Raw genomic sequence first — 22,384 nt, forward strand, 5'->3', positions numbered from 1 at the left:
GTGACGCCTATGCCTGCTCCGACCACCGACCCGGACGCTCCGCTCGGAGTTCCCGGGGAGCCGAGCGGCGAGTCCACGGGGACCCAGCCGGAACCGGCCCAGCCCGAACCGGCCCGGCTCGACCCGACGCTGGCCGCGGCCGTGGAGACGGCCCGCGCCGCCGCCGAGGGCGAAGCGGGCCCCGCGGCCGATCCGATCGGTTCGCCGGTGCTCACGGTCGACGCGGCGGAGGCCCCCGTCGGCGCGCACGTCGGCGTGGAGGCCGAGGGGCCGGACGCGGCGACGCACTACTTCGAATCGAACTACCCGGGGTACGTGGGCTGGCGCTGGGCGGTGACCGTCGCGATCGCCGGTCCGGGTGAGCCGGTCACGGTCAGCGAGGTCGTGCTGCTGCCGGGCCAGGACGCGCTGACGGCGCCGGCCTGGGTGCCGTGGAGCGAGCGGGTGCGGCCGGGCGATCTCGGCGCCGGTGATCTGCTGCCGAGCGCTCCGGGCGATCCGCGGCTGGCCGAGGGCTACCTGTCCGGTGCGGACCAGGGCGTGGAGTCGCTGGCGCACGAGGTCGGCCTGGGCCGCAAGCGGGTGCTCAGCCACGAGGGCAGGCTGGCGGCCGCGGAGCGTTGGCACCAGGGCGAGTTCGGCCCGGGCAGCGACATCGCGAAGCTCGCGCCCGGCGCGTGCGGCACCTGCGGTTTCTTCCTGCCGCTGGCGGGTTCGATGCAGGCCGCGTTCGGCGTGTGCGGCAACGAGATCGCGCCGGCGGACGGCCGCGTGGTGCACGTGGAGTTCGGGTGCGGCGCGCACTCGGAGGCCGAGGTGGACACGTCGTCGACGGTGCCGGTCGCCGAGGTCGTCTACGACGACACCACGCTGGACTTCGAGTCGCGCGGGTGACCGCGCAGGACGTGTTCGGCACGGCCGAGCTCCGGCGGGCCGTGCTGGAGTCCTGGGACTCCTCGCCGACGAGGTTCCGCGAGGACGCCAACGCCGAGGAGGACCTGCGCCTCGGCGGCTACCGGGACCGGCTGCTGGTGGAGCTGGCGCAGAACGCCGCCGACGCGGCGGGCGCGGACGGCGTGCTGCGGGTCCGGTTCGAGGACGGTGAGCTGCGGCTGGCGAACACCGGCGCGCCGCTGACCTCGGACGGCGTGGCCGCGTTGGGTTCGCTGCGGGCGTCGGCGAAGCGCGAGGGCGCGACGGTCGGCCGGTTCGGCGTGGGTTTCGCCGCGGTGCTGGCCGTGACGGACGCGCCGCGCGTGGTGTCGACCTCGGGCGCGGTGGAGTTCTCCGCGGAGCGCACCCGGGCCGAGGCGGCGGCGCTGCCGGGCCCGGCGAAGGAACTCGAATCCCGCGATGGCGGTGTGCCGGTGCTGCGGCTCGCGTGGCCGTCGGACGAGCGGCCGCCGGAGGGCTTCAGCACCGAGGTGCGGCTGCCCGTCCGGTCCGATGTGGACGGTGATGCGCTGCTGGCGGAGTTCGCCGAGCGCGCCCCTGATCTGCTGCTGGCGCTGCCCGCGCTGCGCGAGGTCCACGTCGGTTCGCGTTCGTGGCGCCGCGAGGACCAGGGTTCCTCGCGCGCGGTGGTGCACGGCCCGCAGCGCAGCGACCGCTGGCTGCTGCACCGGGTGTCCGGCGAGCTGGGCGAGTCGGCGCTGGAAGGTCTGGGTTCGGAGGCGAAGCGCGGCGCGAGCTGGTGGGCGTGCTGGGCGGTGCCGCTGGGGCCCGACGACGTGCCGATCCCGCTCGCCGAGGACGTGCTGCACGCCCCGACGCCCACCGAGGAGCGGCTGTCGCTGCCCGCCCGGCTGCTGGCCGGGTTGCCGGTGGAGGCGGACCGGCGGCGGGTCGCGGCCTCGCCCGCGGTGGACTCGGTGCTGACGTTCGCCGCGGAGAGCTACCCGGACTTGGTCGCGAAGATCGCGCCGGAGCACCGCACCGCGCTGGTGCCGCTGCCCGGATTCCCGCTGTCCGATGTGGACGGGAAGCTGCGGCAGGACGTGCTGGACCGGTTGCGGATCAGCGCGTGGCTGCCCGGTGGCGCCGGTGGGTCGGTTGCTCCGAGCAGCGCCGCGGTGCTGGAGCACTACTCGCCGGAACTGGTGTCGCTGCTGGCGGACGTGGTGCCGGGCCTGCTGGCCGCGGAGCTCTCGGACGCCCGGCAGCGGCGCGCGTTGAGCACCTTGGAGGTGCGGCGGCTCGGCGCGGCCGAGCTGGTGGCCGCGGTCGGCGGGCTGGAGCGCCCGCCGTCCTGGTGGCACCGGTTGTACGAGGCGCTGGCCCCGATCCAGCGCACCGATCTGCGCGCCCGCGAGGAGTTCGCGGCGCTGCCGGTGCCGCTGGCCGACGGCCGCACCGTCACCGGCGCGCGGGACGTGCTGCTCACCGACGGCGATGCCGATTCGGGCCCCGCCGCAGTGCTGTCCACATTGGACATCAGCGGGCTGCGCATCGCGCACCCGGACGCGGCGCACCCGCTGCTGGAGCAGCTCGGCGCGCACCGCGCCGGCCCCGCGGAACTGCTCGACGCCCCGCCGCTGGCGGAGGCGGTGCGCGGCAGCGTCGCCGAAGCCCGGGTGGGCGCGGACGTGCTGCCGCTGACCGAATCGGTGCTCGGCCTGGTCCGCGACTCGCGCCCGCACGACTGGCTGGCCGCGCTGGCCATGCCGGACCGCGACGGCGAGATCCGCCGCGCCGACGAGCTGCTGCTGCCGGACGCGGCGCTGCTGGCCGTGCTCGACCCGGACGAGGTCGGGCCGGACGGTTCGCTGGGCGTGCTGGACGGCGCGTTCGCGGCGCGCTGGCCACGGGACCTGCTGCGGTCCGTGGGCGTGCTGGACTCGTTCGCGCTGCATGTCGAGGACGACCCGATCGACCCGGACGAGCAGTTCGCCGACAGCGTCCGCTGGTGGCACGAGCAGGAGCACCTGGCCGGCGGGGCGTGGCCGCCCGCGCGGTTCACCTCGGTGCGGGACCTCGACCTCGTCGCCGACGACGCGTGGCCGCAGGCGATCCGGCTGCTCACCGACTCGCCGGACATCGCGCACCTCCTCGGGGACCCGCACAGCCATCCCGCGTGGTGGCTGGCCCGCTTCGCCGTCCTCGACGGCCGCGAACCCCGCTCGTGGCGGTTGCCGGAGGCCGAGGACATCGCGGGGATCTACGACCCGGTGCCGGACCTCGGCCTCAGCTCGCGGCGGCTGCGGCTGGCCGGGGTGCGCGGTGAGCTGCGCGTCGACGACCCGGACGACGCGGCCGACCTGGTGGCGCGGCTCGGCGACCCGGACCGCGGCATCCGCGCGGGCACGGCGCTGCGGGCGCACCGCGTGCTCGCCGACGCCGTGGTCGACGGCGTCGTCCGCCCCGGTTTCGCCGGTCCGCCCGAATCGGTGCGGTCCCTGTCCGGGGCCGTCGTCAGCGCGGAGCGGGCCGTGGTGCTGGACGAGCCGTGGATGCTCGGCGTGCTGGAGGCCCCGCTCGTCGTCGCCGGCGGCGGCCCCGACCAGTTCGACGCCGAAGCGCTCGCCGAACTCCTGGACCTCCCGCTGGCCTCCGAGGAGAGCACCATGCGGGTGCTCTCTGACGGCCGCGTGCAGCGCTGGGCCGAGGTCGGCCGGGTGCCGAGCTCCTGCGAACTGCTCGGCATCGCGGTGCCCGGCGGCGAGGTCGCCCTGCACGACGGGCTGCGCGTCAGCACCCGCGACGGGGAACGGCGCGTGCACTGGTGGGTCGACGCGACCGGCGCGGTGCACGCCGAGCGGACGCCGGACGGGCTGGCCCGCGCCCTCGCCTGGGCGGCCGGTGCCTGGGACAGCCGCTTCGCCCTGGCCGCGCTGCTCGCCGACCCGGAAGCGGTCACCCTGCTGCGCTGAGGTCTCGGTCAGCGGCGCAGCGAGTCGAGGAAGCTGCGCCAGGCGCGCCGGTCGAACACCAAGGTGCCGCCGTCGCGGTCCTTCGTGTCCCGGACGCCGACCGCAGCAAGCGAACCACCGACCTCCACGCAGTTACCTTGCGGACCGCTGTGGCTGGACGTCCGCCACCCGACTAATCCGGCCTTCATGCCGCCTCGCTCTCGTACTTGCGTATGTACTGCTCAAGTATCTCGGTCGAGGCCGATGGCGAGAAGGCGAGTGTCTCAACCCGGGAGACTGCATCGGTGAACAGCGCGACGTCTTCCGGTTCGTCGATGAATGCCCCTGAACTCCGGGCTTCCAGGTAGATCACGTCGCGTGCTTTGACGAACTCCAGCAGGACGAACGTCCCGGCGAGTCCCGCGTGCGCGCCCAACGCCAATGGGAGGACTTGCACCGAGATGTTCGGTTGAGCAGCGGACGAGACGATCCACCGAAGCTGCTCGGCCATCACCCGCGGACCACCGACCGGGCGGACGAGCGCGGCTTCGTCGATCAGGCAGCGGAGCTCCGTCGGATCGCTGTTGCTCAGAATTCCTTGGCGCACTTGGCGAATCGAGACCATCGCGTCGCTCTCGTCCGCGGGCAGGCCGCTGGCCTCCATCACGGCCCGGGTGTACGCGCGGGTTTGGAGCAGGCCGGGCAACAGGTTAAGGGTCACGTCGGTGATGCGGACGGCGCGCTGCTCCGCGTCGATCAGGGCGGTCAGCTGTTCCGGCAGTGAACGTCCGAGCTCCCACCACGCTGGTTGATCGATTTCGCGGGCCATCTTGAGCAACCGCTCGCGGTCGGAACCGGTAACGCGCAGGACGGCGAGCATCGCGGACACGTCCGCTTCTTGGATGCCCTGCTTCGCGTTCTCGACCCGGCTCACCTTGGCCTCGGACCAGCCGAGTTGCTGACCGACGAGCTTCATCGACAAGCCGACTTCTTGCCGAGCGGCTCGGAGCTCCTTGGCTAGCGCTCTGGCTCGGGAGGTATTCGACACTTGCACAGCTTATGTGAGCTCATCCCGGCTCCTTGTTCCCCCAATCGTGGATCTTGCAAGACTTGCAGGATATGTAACAGACTATCTACATCGACGTAAGGCATCCAACGTGAGGAGCGAACATGCTGGCCGATGGGGCGAAGGTGGGGCGGTGGCAGCCGGTGAGCAGTGGACGGCACGCCTTCGGCCTGGACGCGCGCAGCTCCGAGCCGGGCGAGCTGACCCGCGCGCTGTGTGGCGTCGTGGTGCGCACCGACGAGTTGCAGCGGGTCGCCGACGAGATCGACTGGATCCGCGAACCGACCTGCATGGACTGCTGGCGCGAGCTGGCGGACCGAGCGCGCTGAGCGCGCCCCCGAACGCGGCCCGGTCGTGGTGACCCCCGACCCCACACCGGTCCGCACGGGTGGCCGGGCGGCGGCCACACCTCCCCGACGCCCGCCCGGTCACCCTCCACCCGAGGAGATCCGCATGGACCCGCACGACGTGCCCGCCCGCTGCTGGGTGGCGTTCGGCTACCAGAACCACCTCGTCCCGGTCGCCGGCTCCGGCGAGATCGCCGGGAGCTGCGGGGTGCTTGCCGACCCGGCCGACGTCGTGCCGTGCGATGAGCGGCCGACCTGCTCGGTCTGCGCCACCACCGCCCGCACTGGTGATCACCGCATCGTCCCGTTCACCGGAACGATCGACTGTTAATAGCGAGATGGCGATTTCTGCCGCGCACCTGCGGTTTCCGGCATTTCCGCTCGGCCTGCGGTCCGGTTCGTGCTGAGCTGATCAAGGACCACCACTCGCGAGATTCGGACTCGACATGACACCGCCACCCCCACCGCCCGCGAACTCGCCGCCGCCGGGCTGGTCCCCGCCGCCCTCGCGCCGGCAGCGACCGCCCCGCCGCGGCGGGGCGCTGCCGGTGCTCCTCTCGATCCTCGCGGGCATCGTCGTGCTGGCGTTGTTCACCGCAGTCGTGGTCGCGCTGCACGGCGCGGACGCGGACCGGCCGGAACGCGGATCCGAGCGGCTCCTCCAGCTGACGCCCGGCAACCCCGCCGTGCACTACGGCACACCCGCCGCCTTCGACGACGGCGACACCTGCCTCACCGACCTCAACGGGGACTCGCGGCTCGAATTCCGCACCGGGAAGACCACCGTCACCCTGCACACCACCCACGAACCGCCGCGCGACCCGGCCCGGCTCCTTGAACCCGCCGCCTGGCAGATCATCCGAAACCTGGCCTGACCACGAGAACGGCCGCGCACCGAAGCCGGTGCGCGGCCGCTCCACGCCGTTCCCGTTATGCAGGCGGGACGTTCCGCAACGCCTCCACGACGATCTTGCTCGCGTATCCGCAGGGATCGTTCATCTCTGGCGATCCACCGGAGTTCTTGGAGAAGTCAACCTCGATCGATTGGTCGTCCGCGACTCCGACGCTCACCTTGCAGGCCGTCGACTCCGCATTCAGCTCGGCGGCCGGGTACCCGGAGACCTCGGTCGGCGTGAAGTTGTCGAAGTTGTCCTTCTTGCTGTTCAGGTTGGTCATGCCGCCGTGGTTGGTGTCGATGTCGACCGCCGCGTTGAAGGCGTCGCCGAAGATTTCGCACGTCGAGTTGCCGTACTCGTTCGTCGTGGTGGTGAACTCGGCGTCCCCTGCGCCCACGCGCGTTCGCTGCTCGGGATTCAACAAGGTGCACGCGTCCTGGACGCCGGTGAGATCCCTGGGGTCGGTCACCCGGAGAGCCGGATCGACCGACTGCTGCGGTGCTGAATCGGGCGATGGTCCGGTGGAAATCCCTGACCCGACAGAGCATGAAGTCAGTGCCGCGAGTGCAAGGGCGATTGCGGCGGTCACGCTGGCTTGGCGAAGCATGTTCCTGATGTCCTTACGGCTGCGTCGGGATTGTGGCATCGGCGGAATCACGGTATTCGTTCACTGCGGGTGGGAGTGGTTCCAAGTGGTTTTCGGCTGCGTTGAGTATGCAAGGCAACTCCTGGTTGATCGTCGCAGCCGAAATCGCTCATCAATCGCTTATCGAACCGGCAGCGTCCATGCCGGCACCACCGGCCGCCCGCATCCGCGCCGCCGCTGCTGCCAGGACTACCCGGCAGGAAGCCGCCGCCGACACCGACCCACGCCAGGACCGCCAGGCACACCGATGTTGTCAGTTCCCGGCTAGGCCGGGGGAATGTTCTTGATCGCCTCGGCGGCGATCTTGCTCGCGTACCCGCAGGTGTCCTCCATCTCAGGGGAGTCCCCGGAGATCAACGCGTAGTAGACGTGGAGGCTTTGGGTGTCGGAGACTCCGACCGCCAAGTTGCACAGGTTGTCGGAGAAATTGACCTTCACGGCGGGATGGCCGGCAACTTCGGTCGGCTCGAAGTTGTCGAAGTTGTCCTTCCGCTCGTGAGCTGCCGTCATGCCACCGGCATTCGTGTTGATGTCGAGAGCGGTGGTGAACGCACTGCCGTCGAATTCGCAGGCCGGTTCCTTGAACTCGCTGTCCCGTGGGGCGGGGGCACCTTCGATCTTGAGCGTGGTCCGCTGCTCGGATGTGAGCAGCTGGCACGCGTCCTGGACCGACTTCAGATCTTTGGGATCTTTCACCGCCAGCGCGGGATCGACGTTCTCCTCGCTCGGCGTGGCCTGCGGAGACTGCTCACCTCCGCCGCCGACTGCGCACGAGGAGACGCCGGTGAGCACGAGGAGGGATGCGGTGAGAACGATGGTGCGTTTGAGCACGGGAAATCCTTATGCTTGGGTTTGGGGTGGCCGCGTCGTCGGCGGACCGGTAATCCTGTTGCGCAGCTTCCAGCACCGCGGGGAGCGGCCGCCGCCGACTTCGGTGCCGGACGAGAACGGTGGCGCACCGGAGCCGGTGCGCGGCCGGTCCACGCCGTTCCCGTTATGCAGGCGGGATGTTCTCGAGGACTTCGGTGGCGATCTTCTTGGCGTAGCCGCAGGCGTCGTCCATCTCTGGTGTTCCGCCGGAGTGCTTGGCGTAGAAGACATCGACGGATTGGGTGTCGGAGACACCGACCGCGACCGTGCACAACGAGTCCGAGAAGTTGACCAGCACTGCTGGGTATCCGGCGACTTCGGTGGGCTCGAAGTTGTCGAAGTTGCTCTCGCGGGCGTGCGCGGCCGTCATACCACCGTGGTTCGTGTTGATGGCGATCGATGTGCCGAGGGCGTCACCGCTGATATCGCACGACGGTTCCTTGTACTCGCTGTCCGCCTGCTCGGGCTGTCCGCCCACCTGGAGGGCTGCTCGTTGCTCGGCTGTGAGCAGCTGGCAGGCATCCGTGACCCCCTTGAGGTCCTTCGGGTTCCGCACCGCCAGAGCGGGGTCGATGTTCTCCGCGCTCGGTGCTGCCTGAGAGGGCTGTTCTCCGCCCTCGCCGAGCGCACACGAGGAGATCGCGGTCAACGCGACGAAAGATGCTGCGACCAGGCCACAACGTCGTAACACGAGTAAAACCTCACATCTGATTAGAAGAAGCGGGCGATCTCCCCACCGAACGGCGGCCATTCGCTGAGTGAGGTTGCTGTCCGTTCATGTCGGGCTGTTCAACAGTGCTAGGTCTCCTGCTCCTTGTCCGCCGACGTCGGTGCTGGACGCGAACGGTGGCGCACCGGAGCGGTGCGCGGCATGTCGTTCAGCCACACGTCGTCCTGCTAGGTCAAGGAACGTTCTTGAGTGCTTCCACTGCGATCTTCTCGGCAAAACCGCACGGATCGTCCATTTCTGGAGTGCCCCCGGCGTTCTTGGAGTAGTAGATCTCGAGGGACTGATCATCCGCGATCCCGACGTGCACGCGGCAGAGTATGCTCTGCGCATCCAGTCGCACGGCGGGATATCCGGCGACCTCTGTCGGGGTGAAGTTGTCCCACTTGCCTTTTCCTGCGTGCAACTTCGCCATTCCGCCATTGTTGGTGTTGATGTCGATCATAGCGTTGTAAGCGTGGCTGAAGATTTCACAGCTGGGTTCTTGGTAGATGTCGTTCGTGAGCGATTCAAAATCTCTGTCGTCGCTCACGCCCAGCTGCGTGCGCTGATCGGGAGTCAGGAGCCGGCAGGCATCGGCGATGCCTTTCAGATTTTTCGGGTTGTCCACCGCGAGGGCGGGATCTGCCCCGTTGCGGGGGGCGGGCCCGTTCTGGCTCTCCGCGGAAGGGTCACCTCCGACGGCGCAAGCAGAGAGGGTGGTGAGGGCGAGTAGTGAAACGGTGGTCATGCGAGCGCGTCGTAGCACGGTGTTGGTTCCTTACGCCTGATTCGGGGTAGCTGCTTCGTCCGCGGACCGGTAGTCATGCAACGTTGCATTGAGCTGATCGATCTGGCCTTGGAGATGCCTCTCGGCTTCGTTCACTGCTTGCGACGAGACGAACAGCGTTGGATGCGCTGATCAGGCGGTCGGAATGTTCTTCAGGGCTTCAGCGGTGATCTTCTTCGCGTAGCCGCAGGGTTCTTCCATTTCCGGTGTTCCGCCCGAGTTCTTCGCGTAGTAGATCTCGATCGACTGGTCGTCGGCGACGCCGGTGAGGATCGTGCACAGGTTGCCGGCGGCGTTGACCTGCGCGGCGGGGTACCCGTCCACCTCGGTGGCTTCGAAGTTCTCGAAGTTGCTCGCCCGAGCGTTCGCGGCGGTCATGCCACCGTGCTCGGTGTTGATGTCGATCGTGATCTTCAACGCGTCGCTTGAGATGTCGCAGCTGGGCTCTTGGTACTGCGGGTTCGTGGAAGGCTCGATCTCTGGTTCGCTGGTGCCGAGCTGGTTCAGCTGTTCTGGGGTCAGTAGTTGGCAGGCGTCGGTGATGCCCTTCAGGTTCTTCGGGGTATCGACCTTCAGCGCGGGATCGACCGCCTCCTGGGAACCTGACGGTTCGAACTGCTTCCCGCCTCCGCCTTGTCCCACGGCACAAGCGGAAATCGTGGTGAGCACGAAAAATGATGCGGTCAGCGCAGTGGTACGTCGTAACACGACAAGGTCCTCATGCCTGGTTTGCGGAACGGGTGTGTCTTTCATCGAACGGGCGGTCGGAACCTCCGGCCCGGCTCACGGGATGCCATTGAGCGCTTCCGTTGCGATCTTCTCGGCGTAGCCGCAGGGGTCGGCCATCTCCGGGGTGCCGCCGGAGTACTTGGTGTAGTCGATGGTGACCGATTCGCTGTCGGAGATGCCCACTTCGACGCTGCACGTGCTCGACTGGGCGTTGACCCGGGCCGCTGGGTACTCACCGATGCGGGTCGGTGCGAAGTTGTCGTGGTTGTCGGCGCTGCGGTAGATCTGTTCCGCACCGCCACCGGTTTTGACGTAGAGGCCGACTGAGAACGCGAACGCGTCGGTGCTCCAGTCGCACTTGGGCTCGCCGAAGGTGGTCGTGTCGGCCTCTCCGTTGTTCTCCGCGCCCAGCGTGCTCAGCTGTTCTGGAGTGAGCAGCCGGCAAGCATCGGTGACCGCTGCGACCGTCTTGGGCTGTTCGACCGCGAGTGCCGGATCGCCGCCGCCTTGGGGCTCGGGCGAGCTCTCAGGTGCGGGCCGTTCGCCACCGGTGAGGCCGCATGCCGAGATACCTCCGGCGATGACCAGGGAAGTCGCAGCCAGGATCGCTCGTCGAAGCACTGCTCTGCCGTCCTTGCATTCGAGTTGTTGGGCAGCAAGGCACCGAGGTTCGCCGACTTCGGTGCCGCGCGAGAACGGCCGCGCACCGAAGTCGGTGCGCGGCCGAGTTCTCGGTCAGGCGGGGACCGTCACTCGCCGAAGACCGGGGGAGCGGTGCGCGGCATGTCGTTCAGCCACACGTCGTCCTGCTCCTCCAGCCAGCTCTCGTGTTCCTGGTCCTCGTCCCCGGCGCCCTTGGCACCGCGCCCGGCGCCACCGGCGCCCATCGCACCCGCGCCACCGCGGCCGCCCGCACCGGCAGCGCCCGTGCCCGCACCACCGGCCGCGCCACCCGCGCCCGGAGTGCCGATGCCCGCACGGCCACCGGCACCCGGCTGGTTCGCGCCGGCACCGACTCCCGCGCGGCCGCCCGAGCCGGCACCCGCGCCACCGGAACCCGCGCGGCCACCAGCACCGCCGGACCCGAGTCCGCTTCGGCCGCCCGCACCCGCGCCGCCGCTCCCGCCGGGACCACCCGGCAGGAAGCCGCCGCCGATACCGCCGACACCGCCGCCACCAGGTCCGGAACCCACGCCAGGGCCGCCGGGCACACCGATGCCGCCGGGCAACGAGCCACCGGCACCGCCGCCGCCACCGGGCGACCACGACGAACCGCTACCGGACGGACCTGAACCACCAGGCCCGAATCCTGCGCCGCTACCACCGCCGATACCCGCGGTACCGCCGCCCGCACCCGGCGAGCCGCCGGCCCCGACACCCATCGGCGAGTTGATCGCACCGCTGCGGTCGAAGGAGCTCTGGCCACCGTCGCCGTTCTGCGTCGGCGGCGGGTCGAACCGCGGGGGGTTCTGGACCTCGGGGCGGATGGTGCTGTCGTAGGTCTCGTACGTCTGCTTCGCGGCTTCGGCCGCCTCAGTGGCCTCCCGTTCCTGCTGCTGCAGGTCGGTCTCACCGCCGACGAGGAAGGCACCGCCCTTTTCCAGGAGGTTGTCCGTCGCGTCGACCGGCTTCGGCTCCGGCATCGAGTTCCGGACGGTGAGGAACCCGTCGACCTGGCGGTCGATCGACTCACCCGCGGCCTGCGAGGTCGACTGGGCGTTGGTGAGGAAGCTCGTCATCGGCTTCGTCGAGTTGCCGAACTGCTCGGCGGCCTTGCCCTCCCACGCCACGTTCGCATCGCGGTTCGCGGTTTCGAGCAGTTCCATGGCGTTGCCGAAGTGCTCGCTGATCGAACCCTTCAGGTCATCGGCGGCACGGGACATCTCGTCCGGCCCGGCGCCCTCGGTGATCTGCTTGTACTTCTCGGGGTGGTTGAACCCCACCTTCTTCATGATCTCGTCGACGTTGCCGGAATCGATCGGCGTCACGAGCGCAACGCCGATCACGATGGGGGCGGTCATGTCGCAGCGTCCTTCGTCTAGTCGCCCGATCTCGGATCAGGCGGGAGGAATGTTCTTGAGGACCTCGGCAGCGATCTTCTCGGCGTAGCCGCAGGCGTCGTCCATCTCGGGTGTGCCGCCGGAGTTCTTGGCGTAATAGACGTCGACGGATTGGGTGTCGGAGACACCGACCGCGACCGTGCACAACGTGTCCGAGAAGTTGACCAGAACCGCCGGGTATCCGGCGACCTCGGTGGGTTCGAAGTTGTCGAAGTTGTCCTTGCGGGCGTGGGCAGCCGTCATGCCACCGTGGTTCGTGTTGATGGCGATCGATGTGTTGAGGACATCACCGTTGATATCGCACGCCGGTTCCTGGTATTCGCTGTCCGCTTGCTCGGTCTGTCCGTCCACCTGGAGGGCTGCTCGTTGCTCGGCCGTGAGCAGCTGACAGGCATCCTGGACACCCTTGAGGTTCTTCGGGTTCTGCACCGCCAGTGCGGGGTCGACGTTCTCCTTGCTCGGCGCGGCCTGCGGGGGCTGTTCCCCACCTCCGCCGACTGCGCACGAGGAGATCGCGGTGACCGCGAAGAAGGATGCGGCGAGCACGCTGGTGCGTCGTAGCACGGAAAAGTCCTTACGCCTGGTTCGGAGTGGCCGCGTCGTCCGCGGATCGGTAGTCCCGCTGGGCGGCCTTCAATTGATCGATCTGGTTCTGGATGTGCTTGCGGGCACCCGTGACGACCTGGGTGATGCCACCCTCCGAGTTCCCCATGAGCTTTTTGATCGACTCTGCGGCGCTCTTGCTCACCTCGTCGTCGCCCGGAGGCTTGAGGAAGCCCGAGCGGCTCACCGCTTGGAGTATCTTGTCCAACTCGTCCCGAGCATCCTCGTACTTCGCGATCATGCCCGGGATCGCGTCCGTGTCGACGGAGAACGACGCCCCCGACGTCACGCCCCCGTTGTTCACGGTGGTGTTGATGGTGGCCATGCTGTCTTACCCCCTAGTGTCACGTAGCTCCGTGATCGGCCAGTAGCTTGCCAGATCACGGGTGTGCGGTGCACCGATACGACGGTCTCCGGCCGCCGTTCGTTCCCCGCGGGCGGGCCGGATCACGCGTTCGGCCCAGCGGCGGGAGTCACCAGACCGACCGGCGCTGCGCGGCACCGGTGAGGTCGCCGAGGACACGGCGGAAGGTGCCGACGTCGGCTCCGGCGACCATCCGCTGGTTCCCGGAGTTGTAGACGGAGACCCGGCCGCCTTCGACGTCGATGACCTGCACGGTGTGGTCGCCGCGGAACTCCTTGCGCTGCGCGTTCCACACGGTGACGCCGATCTGCCCGGCGCCGAGCTTGGTGCCGTCGAGCAGTTCGGTGGCCTTGCGGAAGTGCGCCACGTCCACCCCGCGGCCGCGCAGGCCCTGTTCGACGGCGCGCGGGTCGGTGATGCCCTTCTTCTCCACGTCGGCCATCACGGCGCGCAGCTCGCGGAGGTCGACGTTGACCGGCTTCATCTTCACCGGCGGGTGGTCGGGCAGCACCGAGACCAGGGCGGGCACGGAGTCCTCGGGGCGGACCCGCTCCAAGACGTAGCGGTCGCCGTGCATCACGCTGCGGACCGCGACCCGGCCGGACTGGGAGACGGCGGCGCGCAGCTCGGTGCCCTTCTGCGCGGAGAACCGCAGGTCGAACTCGACGGCGGTGGAACCGTAGACCCCGATCAGGTCCCACACCTCGTCGTTCACCTGGTTCGCGCGGTCGATGAGGCCGCGCTGCCTGCATCGCGCGTCGGCGGCGTCCAGTTCGGCGTTGATGTCCTGCACCGGCGTGCCGTAGTGGCTGTACTGCAGGACCGGCGGCATCCGCTTCAGGCCTGCCCTGCTGACGAGGACCACGAATTCCAGGCGATCGACATCGAGCTTGGATGCCACGCGCAACTCCCCAGTTGTCGGTACTTCGCGAGCAGCAGACTAGCGAACGGCCGAGTCGGGGAAGGTGGCTTTCCGCTATCGGAACTAGCCGTCGAGCCCCGACAGCCCCTTCCACGCGCCGCGCGATCCGCGGCGTGACGCGGAGCGCTGCCAGCGGAACACCCCGTAGCCGATGAGGCCGAGCGCGAAGCCGGCCACGCAGGTCCAGAACTCGATGCCGCCGGGCGCGGTCGCGGCGAACAGCGCGACGCCGACGAGCCACAGCGCGGTCCCGGCCAGCACCACCGGTGTCGGCTGGGCCAGCCTGCGCGGCAGCGCGGGCACGGTGTGCGCCGGTTCGGGTGGTGTCGTCGCTGGTGAGGAGGGGGTGCGTGCGCTGTCTTCGGCCACGTCGGGCAGGCTACCCCGGTAGTCGTGAGCGGGGTGAGGTAGTGATGGCGGACAGGAATCCGGACGATCCGCGCGCGGGGTCGAGCGGTGGCGCGGAAGAACCGCTGGGTAGTTCCGGCGAAGGCGCTCCGGAACCGGTCGCGGAGCGGAGCGGTCCGGGGGCGAGCTCCTCGGGTGCCGACGCGGCCGGGTCGGCGCGCACCGGAGCGGCGACCGGCGTGCTGGACCGGTACTTCAAGATCAGCGAGCGCGGTTCCTCGCTGAGCCGGGAGCTGCGGGGCGGGCTGGTCACCTTCGTCACCGTCGCCTACATCATCGTGCTGAACCCGCTGATCCTCGGCAGCTACTCCGCGGACTCGCCGACGGCGAAGCGGGACGTGCTCGGCCACGTGCTGACGGTGCCGCAGGTCGCCGCGAGCACCGCGCTGGTCGCCGGGGTGATGACGCTGCTGTTCGGCCTGGTGGCGAACTACCCGTTCGCGATCGCGGCGGGCCTGGGCATCAACACGCTGCTCGCCGTCACCATCGCCCAGCAGGTCAGCTGGCCGGAGGCGATGGGCCTGGTGGTGGTGGACGGGCTGGTGATCCTGGTGCTGGTCGCCACCGGGTTCCGCACCGCCGTGTTCAACGCGGTGCCGCCCGAGCTGAAGGCGGCGATCGCGGTCGGCATCGGCCTGTTCATCAGCTTCGTCGGGCTCGTCGACGCCGGGTTCGTGCGCAGGCTGCCGGACGCGGCGAACACGACGGTGCCGGTGGGGCTGGGCATCGACGGTTCGATCGCGTCGTGGCCGACGGCGGTGTTCGCGTTCGGGCTGGTGCTCACCGGGATCCTGGTGGCGCGCAAGGTGCGCGGCGGCATCCTGATCGCCATCGTGATCAACACGGTGGTGGCGATCGTCGTCGAGGCGCTGGTGCACGCGGGCCCGTCCGAGGGCACCGATCCGCACGGCTGGAACCTCGGCTACCCGGCGCCGCCCGCGGAGATCTTCGGGCTGCCGGACCTGTCGCTGGTCGGGGACATCTCGTTCGGCGCGTGGACGCGGCTGCCCGCGCTGGCCGCGGCGATGCTGGTGTTCACCCTGGTGCTGGCGAACTTCTTCGACGCGATGGGCACCATGACCGGCCTCGGCAAGGAGGCCGGGCTCGCCGACCGCAAGGGCAACCTGCCCGGCATCGGCAAGGCGCTGGCGGTGGAAGGCGTCGGTGCCGTCGCGGGCGGGGTCGGGTCGGCCAGCTCCAACACGGTGTTCGTGGAATCCGCGTCCGGCATCGCCGAGGGTGCGCGCACCGGGCTGGCGAACGTGGTCACCGGGCTGCTGTTCCTCGCGGCCATGTTCTTCACCCCGCTCTACAGCGTCATCCCGGTGGAAGCGGCGGCTCCGGCGCTGGTCGTGGTGGGCGCGATGATGCTCGGGCAGATCCGCGACGTGGACCTGTCCGACTTCGCCAAGGCGCTGCCCGCGTTCCTCACCATCGTCGTCATGCCGTTCACCTACTCGATCGCGAACGGCATCGGGGTCGGGTTCATCTGCTACGTGCTGCTGCACGCCGCCACCGGCCGGGTCCGGCAGGTGCACCCGCTGATGTGGGTAGTGTCGGCCGCGTTCGTCCTCTACTTCGCCGCAGACCCGGTCTCCGCGCTGTTCGCCTGACGTCCGGGGTCCCCGCTTCTGCCGCGTCAGTGGTCGGGTGGCGGAACCTCAGCTGCCTTCTCGCTGCGGGATCGTTTTCGCAGGTGGCTCCGCCACATGAGAAAACGCTGTCCTCGTGAGAAGGCAGCTGAGAACCCGCGGGTGGTCCGGTTGCTTGCTGGGTCTCCGCTCATCGCCGCTGACAGGACGGTGCTAGGGCTTGCGGGTGCTCCTGGAGATCGGAAAAAGGGGCGTTCCGGGGTCGTGCGGGGCGGGGCGGGCACTATGCTCCGCGCATCGCGCCCGACAGCGGGCCGAATGTCCGAAATGTCGTCAAGTAGTTTGGTAGACTAACGACGTGTCCGAGATCGCTGAACGGGAGCGCACGCTGGCCACCCGGTTGCGGATGGCCTCCGTCCGCCTCAACCGCAGGCTGCGGGCGCAGAGCACCGACTCCGTCGTCACGCTCTCCCAGCTGTCCGCGCTGTCCTGCCTCTACAAGGCCGGGGCGATGACTCCGGGCACGCTCGCGGCGAAGGAAGGCGTGCAGCCGCCCTCGATGACCAGGGTCATCGCGGCGCTCGAAGGCCTCGGCCTGGTGGTGCGCACCCCGCACCCCACCGACGGGCGGCAGGCCGTCGTGGACCTCACCGACGCGGGCCGCGCCCGCATCGAAGAGGAGATCTCCGCCCGCGAGCGCTGGCTGGACGTCCAGCTGGCCGAACTCACCAGGGACGAACGCGCGACCTTGAGTCACGCGGCCGAGATCATGGAACGGATCTCGCAGCGCTAGGAGGGAGCTGAGCACGTCGGCGGTGCCAGAGGAATCGCCGCACCCGTCGGGGTCCGACCCGGCCGGTGCGAGCCGCACGTCCACCGGCGAGCTCGGCGCACTCCCCGGTGCGTCCGCGGCCGCGCGCGCCGGTGATCCGGAACCGGCGGCCGCTCGCGGGCGGGCCGGAGGTCCGCCCGGCGACCCCGGGCAGGAGAGCGACCCCGGGCCGGACGGCGACCAGCGGCCCGGCGGACCGCCGGCCGGGGAGACCGGCACCGGCGGCGGCATGTTCGGCTCGCTGCGGGTGCGCAACTACCGCTACTACGCGGCGGGCCAGGTCGTCTCGCTCACCGGCACCTGGATGCAGCGGGCCGCGCAGGACTGGCTCGTGCTGGAGCTCTCCGGCGGCAGCCCCGGCGCGCTCGGCGTGGCCGTCGCGCTGCAGTTCCTGCCGACGCTGCTGCTGACGCTGTGGGCGGGCACCGCCGCCGACCGGTTCGACAAGCGGCGGCTGCTGGTCGCCACCCAGACGGCGCTCGGTGCCTGCGGGCTGCTGCTCGGACTGCTCGACGTGTCCGGTTCGGCGCAGCTCTGGCAGGTGTACGCGCTGTGCTTCGTGCTCGGCTGCTTCGCGGCGGTGGACGCGCCGGTGCGGCAGTCGTTCGTCGTCGAGATGGTCGGCCCCGCGCAGCTCACCAACGCCGTTGCGCTGAACTCGATGACGTTCAACCTGGCGCGGATCGTCGGGCCCGCCATCGCCGGGCTGCTCATCACCGCGATCGGCACCGGGTGGGTGTTCATCGCCAACGGCATCAGCTCGGCCGCCGTGGTCGGTGGGCTGCTGCTGATGAACGTGGCGCGGCTGCACCGCAGCGAACCGGTGCCGAAGGAGCGCGGCCAGGTGCGGGCGGGGCTGCGCTACGTGCTGGGGCGCCCCGACCTGGTGGCGGTGATGGTGCTGGTGTTCTGCGTCAGCACCTTCGGCATGAACTTCGAGAGCACCTTCGCGGTGATCGCCCGCAACGTGTTCGACCGCGACGCCGACGGCTACGGGCTGCTGATCACGATGCTCGCCGTCGGCACCCTCTCCGGCGCCACGCTCGCCGCTCGCCGCAGCAGGAGGTCCGGGTCGCGGCTGCGGCTGATGGTGCTGGGGGCGGGTGCGTTCGGGCTGCTGGAGGCGGTCGGTTCGCTGATGCCGTCGTACTGGTCGTTCGCGGTGATGCTGGTGCCGGTCGGGGTCGCGGTGATGACCTTCACGACCAGCGCGAACTCCACGGTGCAGCTGGCGGTGGAGCCGTCGATGCGCGGTCGCGTGATGGGGCTGTACATGCTGCTGTTCCTCGGCGGGAAACCGGTGGGCGGGCTCGCGTCGGGCTGGCTGGCCGAGGTGCTGGGCCCGCGGTCGCCGCTGCTGCTGGGCGGGCTGGCGTCGCTGGTCGCGGCGGTGGTGTGCGGGGTGCTGCTGCGCCGCCGGAGATCGGGGGTTGCGGACCCTGGGAGGTTAGGCTAACCTAATACATGTCCGCTTCGTGGTGGGAGCGGCAGTCAGTTCGGGAACAGAGCGGGCCCCGTCTCCTCCGGGAGGCGGGGCTCGTTCGCGTTCGGGGCCCGTTCCCGTCCGAGGCCGAACGGGCAGGTCGGGGGTCGGACAGCACTTCGGGGCCCTCCCGGAGGAAGGCCCCGAAGTGTCGGCAGCTTCGCTTGTCGGAGCATCCACCGCCGGTCCGTGGTCCCGCGCGGCCGCGGGAAGGCTCAGGCGGTGGGCAGGCGCAGTCCGTTGTAACCGGCGCGGGCGTCGGCGAACCGCTTGCCGACCTCGTCCCAGTTCACGACGTTCCACAACTGCTTGACGTAGTCCGCCTTCACGTTCTTGTACTGCAGGTAGTAGGCGTGCTCCCAGATGTCGAACACCAGCAGCGGCGTGGTGGCGATCGACAGGTTCGAGTGGTGGTCCCGCAGCTGCTGCGTGATCAACCGCTGACCCACCGGGTCCCACGCCAGCACGCCCCACCCGTTGCCCTGGATCGTGGTCGACACGGCCTCCAGCTGGGCGCGGAACTTGTCGAACGACCCGAAGTCCTGGTCGATGGCCGCCGCCAGCTCGCCGGTCGGCTTGTCCCCGCCGTTCGGCGAGAGGATCTTCCACCACACCAGGTGCAGCGAGTGCCCGGCCAGGTTGAACGCCAGCGTCGTCTCCAGGCCGACGATCGACCCGAAGTCGCCCTTGTCCCGCGCCTCGGCGATCTTCTCGATCGTGTCGTTGGCGCCCTTGACGTAGGTCGCGTGGTGCTTGCTGTGGTGCAGCTCGTTGATCTCACCCGAGATCGCGGGCTCCAGCGCCGAGTAGTCGTAGTCCAACTCGGGCAGCACGTACTGAGCCATGGAGCGTCTCCCTGTGCGCGTATCGCTGTCAGCAGTCTCTAGCAATTGCAATCTAGTGGCAACAGCTGGGCGGCTGCATTCCGGCCCGGGTTGATCTCAGTCACCGGGATCGCGCGCGGGCCCGCATCACTCCAGCGGCCAGGCGTGCACCGGCTCGCCCGAGTCGGACAGCTCCACGTAGCGCCGCAGCATCGCCGCCAGCGCGGCCGGACGGTCGTGACCGCGCTGCTCCAGCCGCGCCACCACGTCCCGCTGCCACGACGACCCGGTCTGCTTGCGCAGGCAGCGGGCCTCGATCACGCCCAGGGCGTGCTCCCGCGCGGCGTCCGACACCCCGCACAACCGCAGCCCCTCGTGCGCCATCGGCAGCAACCGGCGCAGCACCAGCTCGTCCGGGGTGATCCACCCGGCGCCCGGCCAGTACAGGTGCGCGTCCATGCCTTGCCGGGCCCCGGTGTAGAAGTTCTCCTCCGCCGCGGCGAACGACATCTGCGTCCACACCGGCCGGTCCTGCTCGGTCAGCGCGCGCTGCACCCCGTAGAAGAACGCGGCGTTGGCCACCACGTCACGCACGCTCGGCCCCGATGGCAGCACCCGGTTCTCCACCCGCAGGTGCGGCACCCCGTCGACCAGGTCGTACACCGGCCGGTTCCAGCGCCAGACGGTGCCGTTGTGCAGCCGCAGCTCCGCCAGCGTCGGGGCCCGGCCCGCCTGCACCGCCGCCACCGGATCCTCCTCCTCCGGTTCCGGCAGCAGGGCGGGGAAGTAGCGCACGTTCTCCTCGAACAGGTCGAAGATCGAGGTGATCCAGCGCTCCCCGAACCACACCCGCGGCCGCACGCCCTGGTTCTTCAGCTCCTGCGGCCGGGTGTCGGTGGCCTGCTGGAACAACGGCACCCGCGTCTCGTGCCAGAGCGCCTTGCCGAGCAGGAACGGCGAGTTCGCGCCGATCGCCAGCTGCACCCCGGCCAGGCACTGCGCGGCGTTCCAGTGCGCGGCGAAGTCCTCCGGCGCCACCTGCAGGTGCAGCTGCACCGAGGTGCACGCCGACTCCGGCACGATCGAATCCGCGTAGCAGCGCAGCTGCTCCGGCCCGCCGTCGCCGAGCGGCGCGCCCTCCATGTCCAGCAGCATCTCCTCGCCCTTGGCGGTGAAGATCTGCTCGTTCAGCAGCGAGTACCGCGGGTCGTGCGAGAGCCAGCCCGGGTCGAAGTGGCTGCGCCGCAGCGTGGGCAGCGTGCCGATCAGCACCAGCTTCGCGTTCGCGTCCTGGGCCTTGCCGTCCGCGCGCCGCAACGCCTTCCGCAGCTCGTGCTCCAGCTCCAGGGCGCCGTCCCCGGCGAGGGCGCGGGGCAGCACGTTGAGCTCGATGTTGTGCTGGCCCAGCTCGGTGGTGAACGACGGATCGTTGATCTTCTCCAGGACCACCGAGTTCGACATCGACGGGTCCATCCGCTCGTCGATGAGGCTCAGCTCCATCTCCAGCCCCATCTGCTGGTGCGGGAAGGAGAAGTTGCCCTCCGCGAGCATCCGGGCCAGCGCGTCGAGACCGCGCTGCATCTTGTCCCGATAGCGTTGCCGGTCCACAGGAGTGAAAGCCCGACTGGTCACGTGCTTTCCCATGCCGTCTCCCCGCTCGTCGGCCAGCACGCCGGCTTAGGTGGACACCAACGGTGACACATCGGTACCCGGCGGACCAGCGTCCAAAACGGTGTTCGAGCGAGCACCCGGGCACCTCTTGTGACCAGCGGGAAAAGGGACTTTCCCGGCCGGTTCCGCGCCCGTTCCGGGCGGGCCTGACCGGGGGTGCCCTGGCCGATCGGGCGCGGTGGCGCGGGCCGCGGGATCACCGTCGGTGCGCGGGCCCGTCCGCACGCTGCGTTGCGCGCTGCGCCGATGCGGTGAGGATCTCCAGCCTCCTGCGGAACGGGTCGACTACGCGCGGCAGCCGGGAATCTCCTTGCGCCGCGCGGAAGTCCGGGCGATCCGAGACCGGGTGGCGCGGTGCCGGTTCCGCACCGCGCCGCCCGGGACGGGCTCAGCGCTCGGTGGCGGGGCGCTCGGTGGCAGGGCGCTCGGCGGGGGCCGCGGTCGCCTGCCCAGCGGAGCTGGCCACCACCTCGGTGCGGGTCGTGCCGCGCCGACCCAGCGTCAGGAACACCACCGCGGAGGCGACCACGACGCCGAACATCACCGTCGCCATCGGCACCGCCGAACCGGTGCCGCCCAGGCCCACCAGCGGCGCGGCCAGCGCACCGACGATGAACTGGCAGACGCCCAGCAGCGCCGAGGCGCTCCCGGCCACCTCGCGGTTGTCGGCCAGCGCCAGCATCGTCGTGTTCGGCATGACGAAGCCCAGCGCCGCCACCATCACGAACAGCGCGCCCAGCAGGAACGGCAGCGGCAGGTCCAGCACCGCCGAGGTCAGCAGCACCGCGCCCGCCACCGACGAGACCAGCAGCGCACCCACCAGCAGCTGCGCCTCGGTGGCCACCCGGCCCACCAGCCGCGCGTTGATCTGCCCGGCCAGCACCAGCCCGATCGCGTTCGCCCCGAACGCGAGGCTGTAGGTCTGCGGCGACATCCCGTAGATGTTCTGCAGCACGAACGACGACCCGGAGATGTAGGCGAACATCGCCGCCATGCCGAGCCCGCCGGCCAGCGCGTTGCCCAGGAACGACGGCGCGGCCAGCAGCGAACCGAAGGTGCGGAAGGTGCTGCCCAGCCGCGCGGGCTGCCGCCACCGCTCCGGCTTCGTCTCCGGCAGCAGGAACGCCGCCACCAGCAGCAGCACGGTGCCGAACGCGGTCAGCACCACGAACACCCCGCGCCACGTGGTGTGCGCGAGCACCTGGCCGCCGATCACCGGCGCCAGGATCGGGGCCAGGCCCGTCACCAGCATCAACGAGGAGAAGAACCGCGCGGCCTCCACCCCGGAGTACAGGTCGCGGACCGCGGCCCGCGCGATCACCATGCCGGCCGCGGCACCCGCGCCCTGCAACGCGCGCAGCGCGGCCAGCGCGTAGATCGAACCGGACAGCGCGCACAGCACGGACGCGACGATGTAGACGACGAGCCCGACCAGCAGCGGGCGGCGCCTGCCGACCGAATCGCTGATCGGCCCCGCGATCAGCTGGCCCAGCGCCAACCCCAGCAGCACCGCGGTCAGCGTCAGCTGGGCCTGCGACTCCGAAGCCCCCAGCTCCGCGGTCAGCTGCGGCAGCGCGGGCAGGTACATGTCGATGGACAGCGGCCCGAAGGCCGTCAGCCCACCGAGGATCAGGGCGAACTTGGTCTTGCTCCCCAGCCGGCGCTGCGCGCCGTCGATCGTGGCCTCCTCGGCGGTGGACATACGTCTCCTCATCGCTGGCCGCCGC

At 70.0% G+C, this 22,384-nt stretch carries 24 protein-coding genes; 8 read left to right on the forward strand and 16 right to left on the reverse strand.

The window, feature by feature from the left end; genetic code table 11:
* Positions 1-9 precede the first annotated feature (9 nt).
* Together H1226_RS02345 and H1226_RS02350 are read left to right on the forward strand one after the other, a co-directional pair.
* Complete coding sequence (locus H1226_RS02345) at positions 10-894, forward strand: DUF3027 domain-containing protein (protein WP_224959081.1); 885 nt, start codon at positions 10-12, stop codon at positions 892-894.
* Positions 891-3,869, forward strand: coding sequence for a sacsin N-terminal ATP-binding-like domain-containing protein (locus tag H1226_RS02350; protein ID WP_258345476.1), 2,979 nt, complete (start codon positions 891-893; stop codon positions 3,867-3,869). Before H1226_RS02345 ends, H1226_RS02350 begins: the two co-directional genes overlap by 4 nt.
* Positions 3,870-3,877: 8 nt before the next feature.
* Here the strand turns inward: H1226_RS02350 and H1226_RS02355 are convergent, their stop codons facing one another.
* Together H1226_RS02355 and H1226_RS02360 are read right to left on the reverse strand one after the other, a co-directional pair.
* Entirely contained in the window at positions 3,878-4,057 is a 180-nt protein-coding gene (locus tag H1226_RS02355) for a DUF397 domain-containing protein (RefSeq protein WP_258345477.1), read from the reverse strand.
* Complete coding sequence (locus H1226_RS02360) at positions 4,054-4,902, reverse strand: helix-turn-helix domain-containing protein (RefSeq protein WP_309148776.1); 849 nt, start codon at positions 4,900-4,902, stop codon at positions 4,054-4,056. The genes H1226_RS02355 and H1226_RS02360 overlap by 4 nt, the downstream gene beginning before the upstream one ends.
* 116 nt (positions 4,903-5,018) lie before the next feature.
* Between H1226_RS02360 and H1226_RS02365 the strand changes: the two genes are divergently transcribed.
* The 3 genes from H1226_RS02365 to H1226_RS02375 all read left to right on the forward strand — a co-directional run bounded on the left by H1226_RS02365 (position 5,019) and on the right by H1226_RS02375 (position 6,136).
* Complete coding sequence (locus H1226_RS02365) at positions 5,019-5,243, forward strand: zinc finger protein (RefSeq protein WP_225044382.1); 225 nt, start codon at positions 5,019-5,021, stop codon at positions 5,241-5,243.
* A 124-nt stretch (positions 5,244-5,367) separates the two neighbouring features.
* The gene (locus H1226_RS02370) at positions 5,368-5,592 is read left to right on the forward strand and encodes a hypothetical protein (protein WP_258345481.1); all 225 of its coding nucleotides are present in this window, start codon (positions 5,368-5,370) and stop codon (positions 5,590-5,592) included.
* A 217-nt stretch (positions 5,593-5,809) separates the two neighbouring features.
* Positions 5,810-6,136: a hypothetical protein gene (locus tag H1226_RS02375; protein ID WP_258345483.1), complete on the forward strand. Its 327-nt coding sequence runs from the start codon at positions 5,810-5,812 to the stop codon at positions 6,134-6,136.
* A 55-nt stretch (positions 6,137-6,191) separates the two neighbouring features.
* On the opposite strand, the gene H1226_RS02380 is transcribed toward H1226_RS02375, so the two are convergent.
* From H1226_RS02380 to H1226_RS02430, 11 genes are all read right to left on the reverse strand, one after another.
* Positions 6,192-6,746, reverse strand: coding sequence for a DUF3558 domain-containing protein (locus H1226_RS02380; protein ID WP_258345485.1), 555 nt, complete (start codon positions 6,744-6,746; stop codon positions 6,192-6,194).
* A gap of 321 nt (positions 6,747-7,067) precedes the next feature.
* On the reverse strand, positions 7,068-7,634 hold the full coding sequence (locus tag H1226_RS02385; RefSeq protein ID WP_258345486.1) for a DUF3558 domain-containing protein: 567 nt from the start codon (positions 7,632-7,634) through the stop codon (positions 7,068-7,070).
* 163 nt (positions 7,635-7,797) lie between these two features.
* On the reverse strand, positions 7,798-8,322 hold the full coding sequence (locus H1226_RS02390; protein ID WP_258345487.1) for a DUF3558 domain-containing protein: 525 nt from the start codon (positions 8,320-8,322) through the stop codon (positions 7,798-7,800).
* Positions 8,323-8,575: 253 nt separating this feature from the next.
* Entirely contained in the window at positions 8,576-9,130 is a 555-nt protein-coding gene (locus tag H1226_RS02395; protein ID WP_258345488.1) for a DUF3558 domain-containing protein, read from the reverse strand.
* Between the two features lie 171 nt (positions 9,131-9,301).
* Complete coding sequence (locus H1226_RS02400) at positions 9,302-9,877, reverse strand: DUF3558 domain-containing protein (protein WP_258345489.1); 576 nt, start codon at positions 9,875-9,877, stop codon at positions 9,302-9,304.
* A gap of 75 nt (positions 9,878-9,952) precedes the next feature.
* A complete protein-coding gene (locus H1226_RS02405; protein ID WP_258345491.1) occupies positions 9,953-10,519 on the reverse strand; it encodes a DUF3558 domain-containing protein in 567 nt (188 codons plus the stop codon).
* Positions 10,520-10,647: 128 nt separating this feature from the next.
* Positions 10,648-11,919 (reverse strand): PPE domain-containing protein, encoded by a 1,272-nt coding sequence (locus tag H1226_RS02410; RefSeq protein ID WP_258345500.1) that lies wholly within the window; start codon positions 11,917-11,919, stop codon positions 10,648-10,650.
* A gap of 36 nt (positions 11,920-11,955) precedes the next feature.
* A complete protein-coding gene (locus H1226_RS02415; RefSeq protein WP_258345502.1) occupies positions 11,956-12,522 on the reverse strand; it encodes a DUF3558 domain-containing protein in 567 nt (188 codons plus the stop codon).
* A 10-nt stretch (positions 12,523-12,532) separates the two neighbouring features.
* Positions 12,533-12,886: a hypothetical protein gene (locus H1226_RS02420; RefSeq protein WP_258345505.1), complete on the reverse strand. Its 354-nt coding sequence runs from the start codon at positions 12,884-12,886 to the stop codon at positions 12,533-12,535.
* A gap of 148 nt (positions 12,887-13,034) precedes the next feature.
* Positions 13,035-13,826, reverse strand: a complete 792-nt coding sequence (locus H1226_RS02425; RefSeq protein WP_258345507.1) for an ESX secretion-associated protein EspG — start codon at positions 13,824-13,826, stop codon at positions 13,035-13,037.
* A gap of 84 nt (positions 13,827-13,910) precedes the next feature.
* Complete coding sequence (locus H1226_RS02430; protein ID WP_224962770.1) at positions 13,911-14,216, reverse strand: DUF2530 domain-containing protein; 306 nt, start codon at positions 14,214-14,216, stop codon at positions 13,911-13,913.
* A 44-nt stretch (positions 14,217-14,260) separates the two neighbouring features.
* Here H1226_RS02430 and H1226_RS02435 point away from each other — a divergent pair, with 44 nt between their 5' ends.
* The 3 genes from H1226_RS02435 to H1226_RS02445 all read left to right on the forward strand — a co-directional run bounded on the left by H1226_RS02435 (position 14,261) and on the right by H1226_RS02445 (position 18,135).
* Positions 14,261-15,868, forward strand: coding sequence for an NCS2 family permease (locus H1226_RS02435; protein WP_258345513.1), 1,608 nt, complete (start codon positions 14,261-14,263; stop codon positions 15,866-15,868).
* 385 nt (positions 15,869-16,253) lie between these two features.
* Entirely contained in the window at positions 16,254-16,640 is a 387-nt protein-coding gene (locus H1226_RS02440; RefSeq protein ID WP_224962335.1) for a MarR family winged helix-turn-helix transcriptional regulator, read from the forward strand.
* Between the two features lie 268 nt (positions 16,641-16,908).
* Positions 16,909-18,135: an MFS transporter gene (locus H1226_RS02445; RefSeq protein WP_255614925.1), complete on the forward strand. Its 1,227-nt coding sequence runs from the start codon at positions 16,909-16,911 to the stop codon at positions 18,133-18,135.
* A gap of 242 nt (positions 18,136-18,377) precedes the next feature.
* Here H1226_RS02445 and H1226_RS02450 read toward each other — a convergent pair whose 3' ends face one another.
* The 3 genes from H1226_RS02450 to H1226_RS02460 form a co-directional block, all read right to left on the reverse strand.
* Positions 18,378-19,007, reverse strand: coding sequence for a superoxide dismutase (locus H1226_RS02450; RefSeq protein WP_224962331.1), 630 nt, complete (start codon positions 19,005-19,007; stop codon positions 18,378-18,380).
* A 126-nt stretch (positions 19,008-19,133) separates the two neighbouring features.
* The gene (locus tag H1226_RS02455) at positions 19,134-20,630 is read right to left on the reverse strand and encodes a glutamate-cysteine ligase family protein (protein WP_258345518.1); all 1,497 of its coding nucleotides are present in this window, start codon (positions 20,628-20,630) and stop codon (positions 19,134-19,136) included.
* A 415-nt stretch (positions 20,631-21,045) separates the two neighbouring features.
* Positions 21,046-22,359, reverse strand: coding sequence for a multidrug effflux MFS transporter (locus H1226_RS02460; RefSeq protein ID WP_258345519.1), 1,314 nt, complete (start codon positions 22,357-22,359; stop codon positions 21,046-21,048).
* Between the last annotated feature and the right edge of the window lie 25 nt (positions 22,360-22,384).

Source organism: Saccharopolyspora gregorii (assembly GCF_024734405.1).
Taxonomy (GTDB): Bacteria; Actinomycetota; Actinomycetes; order Mycobacteriales; family Pseudonocardiaceae; genus Saccharopolyspora_C; species Saccharopolyspora_C gregorii.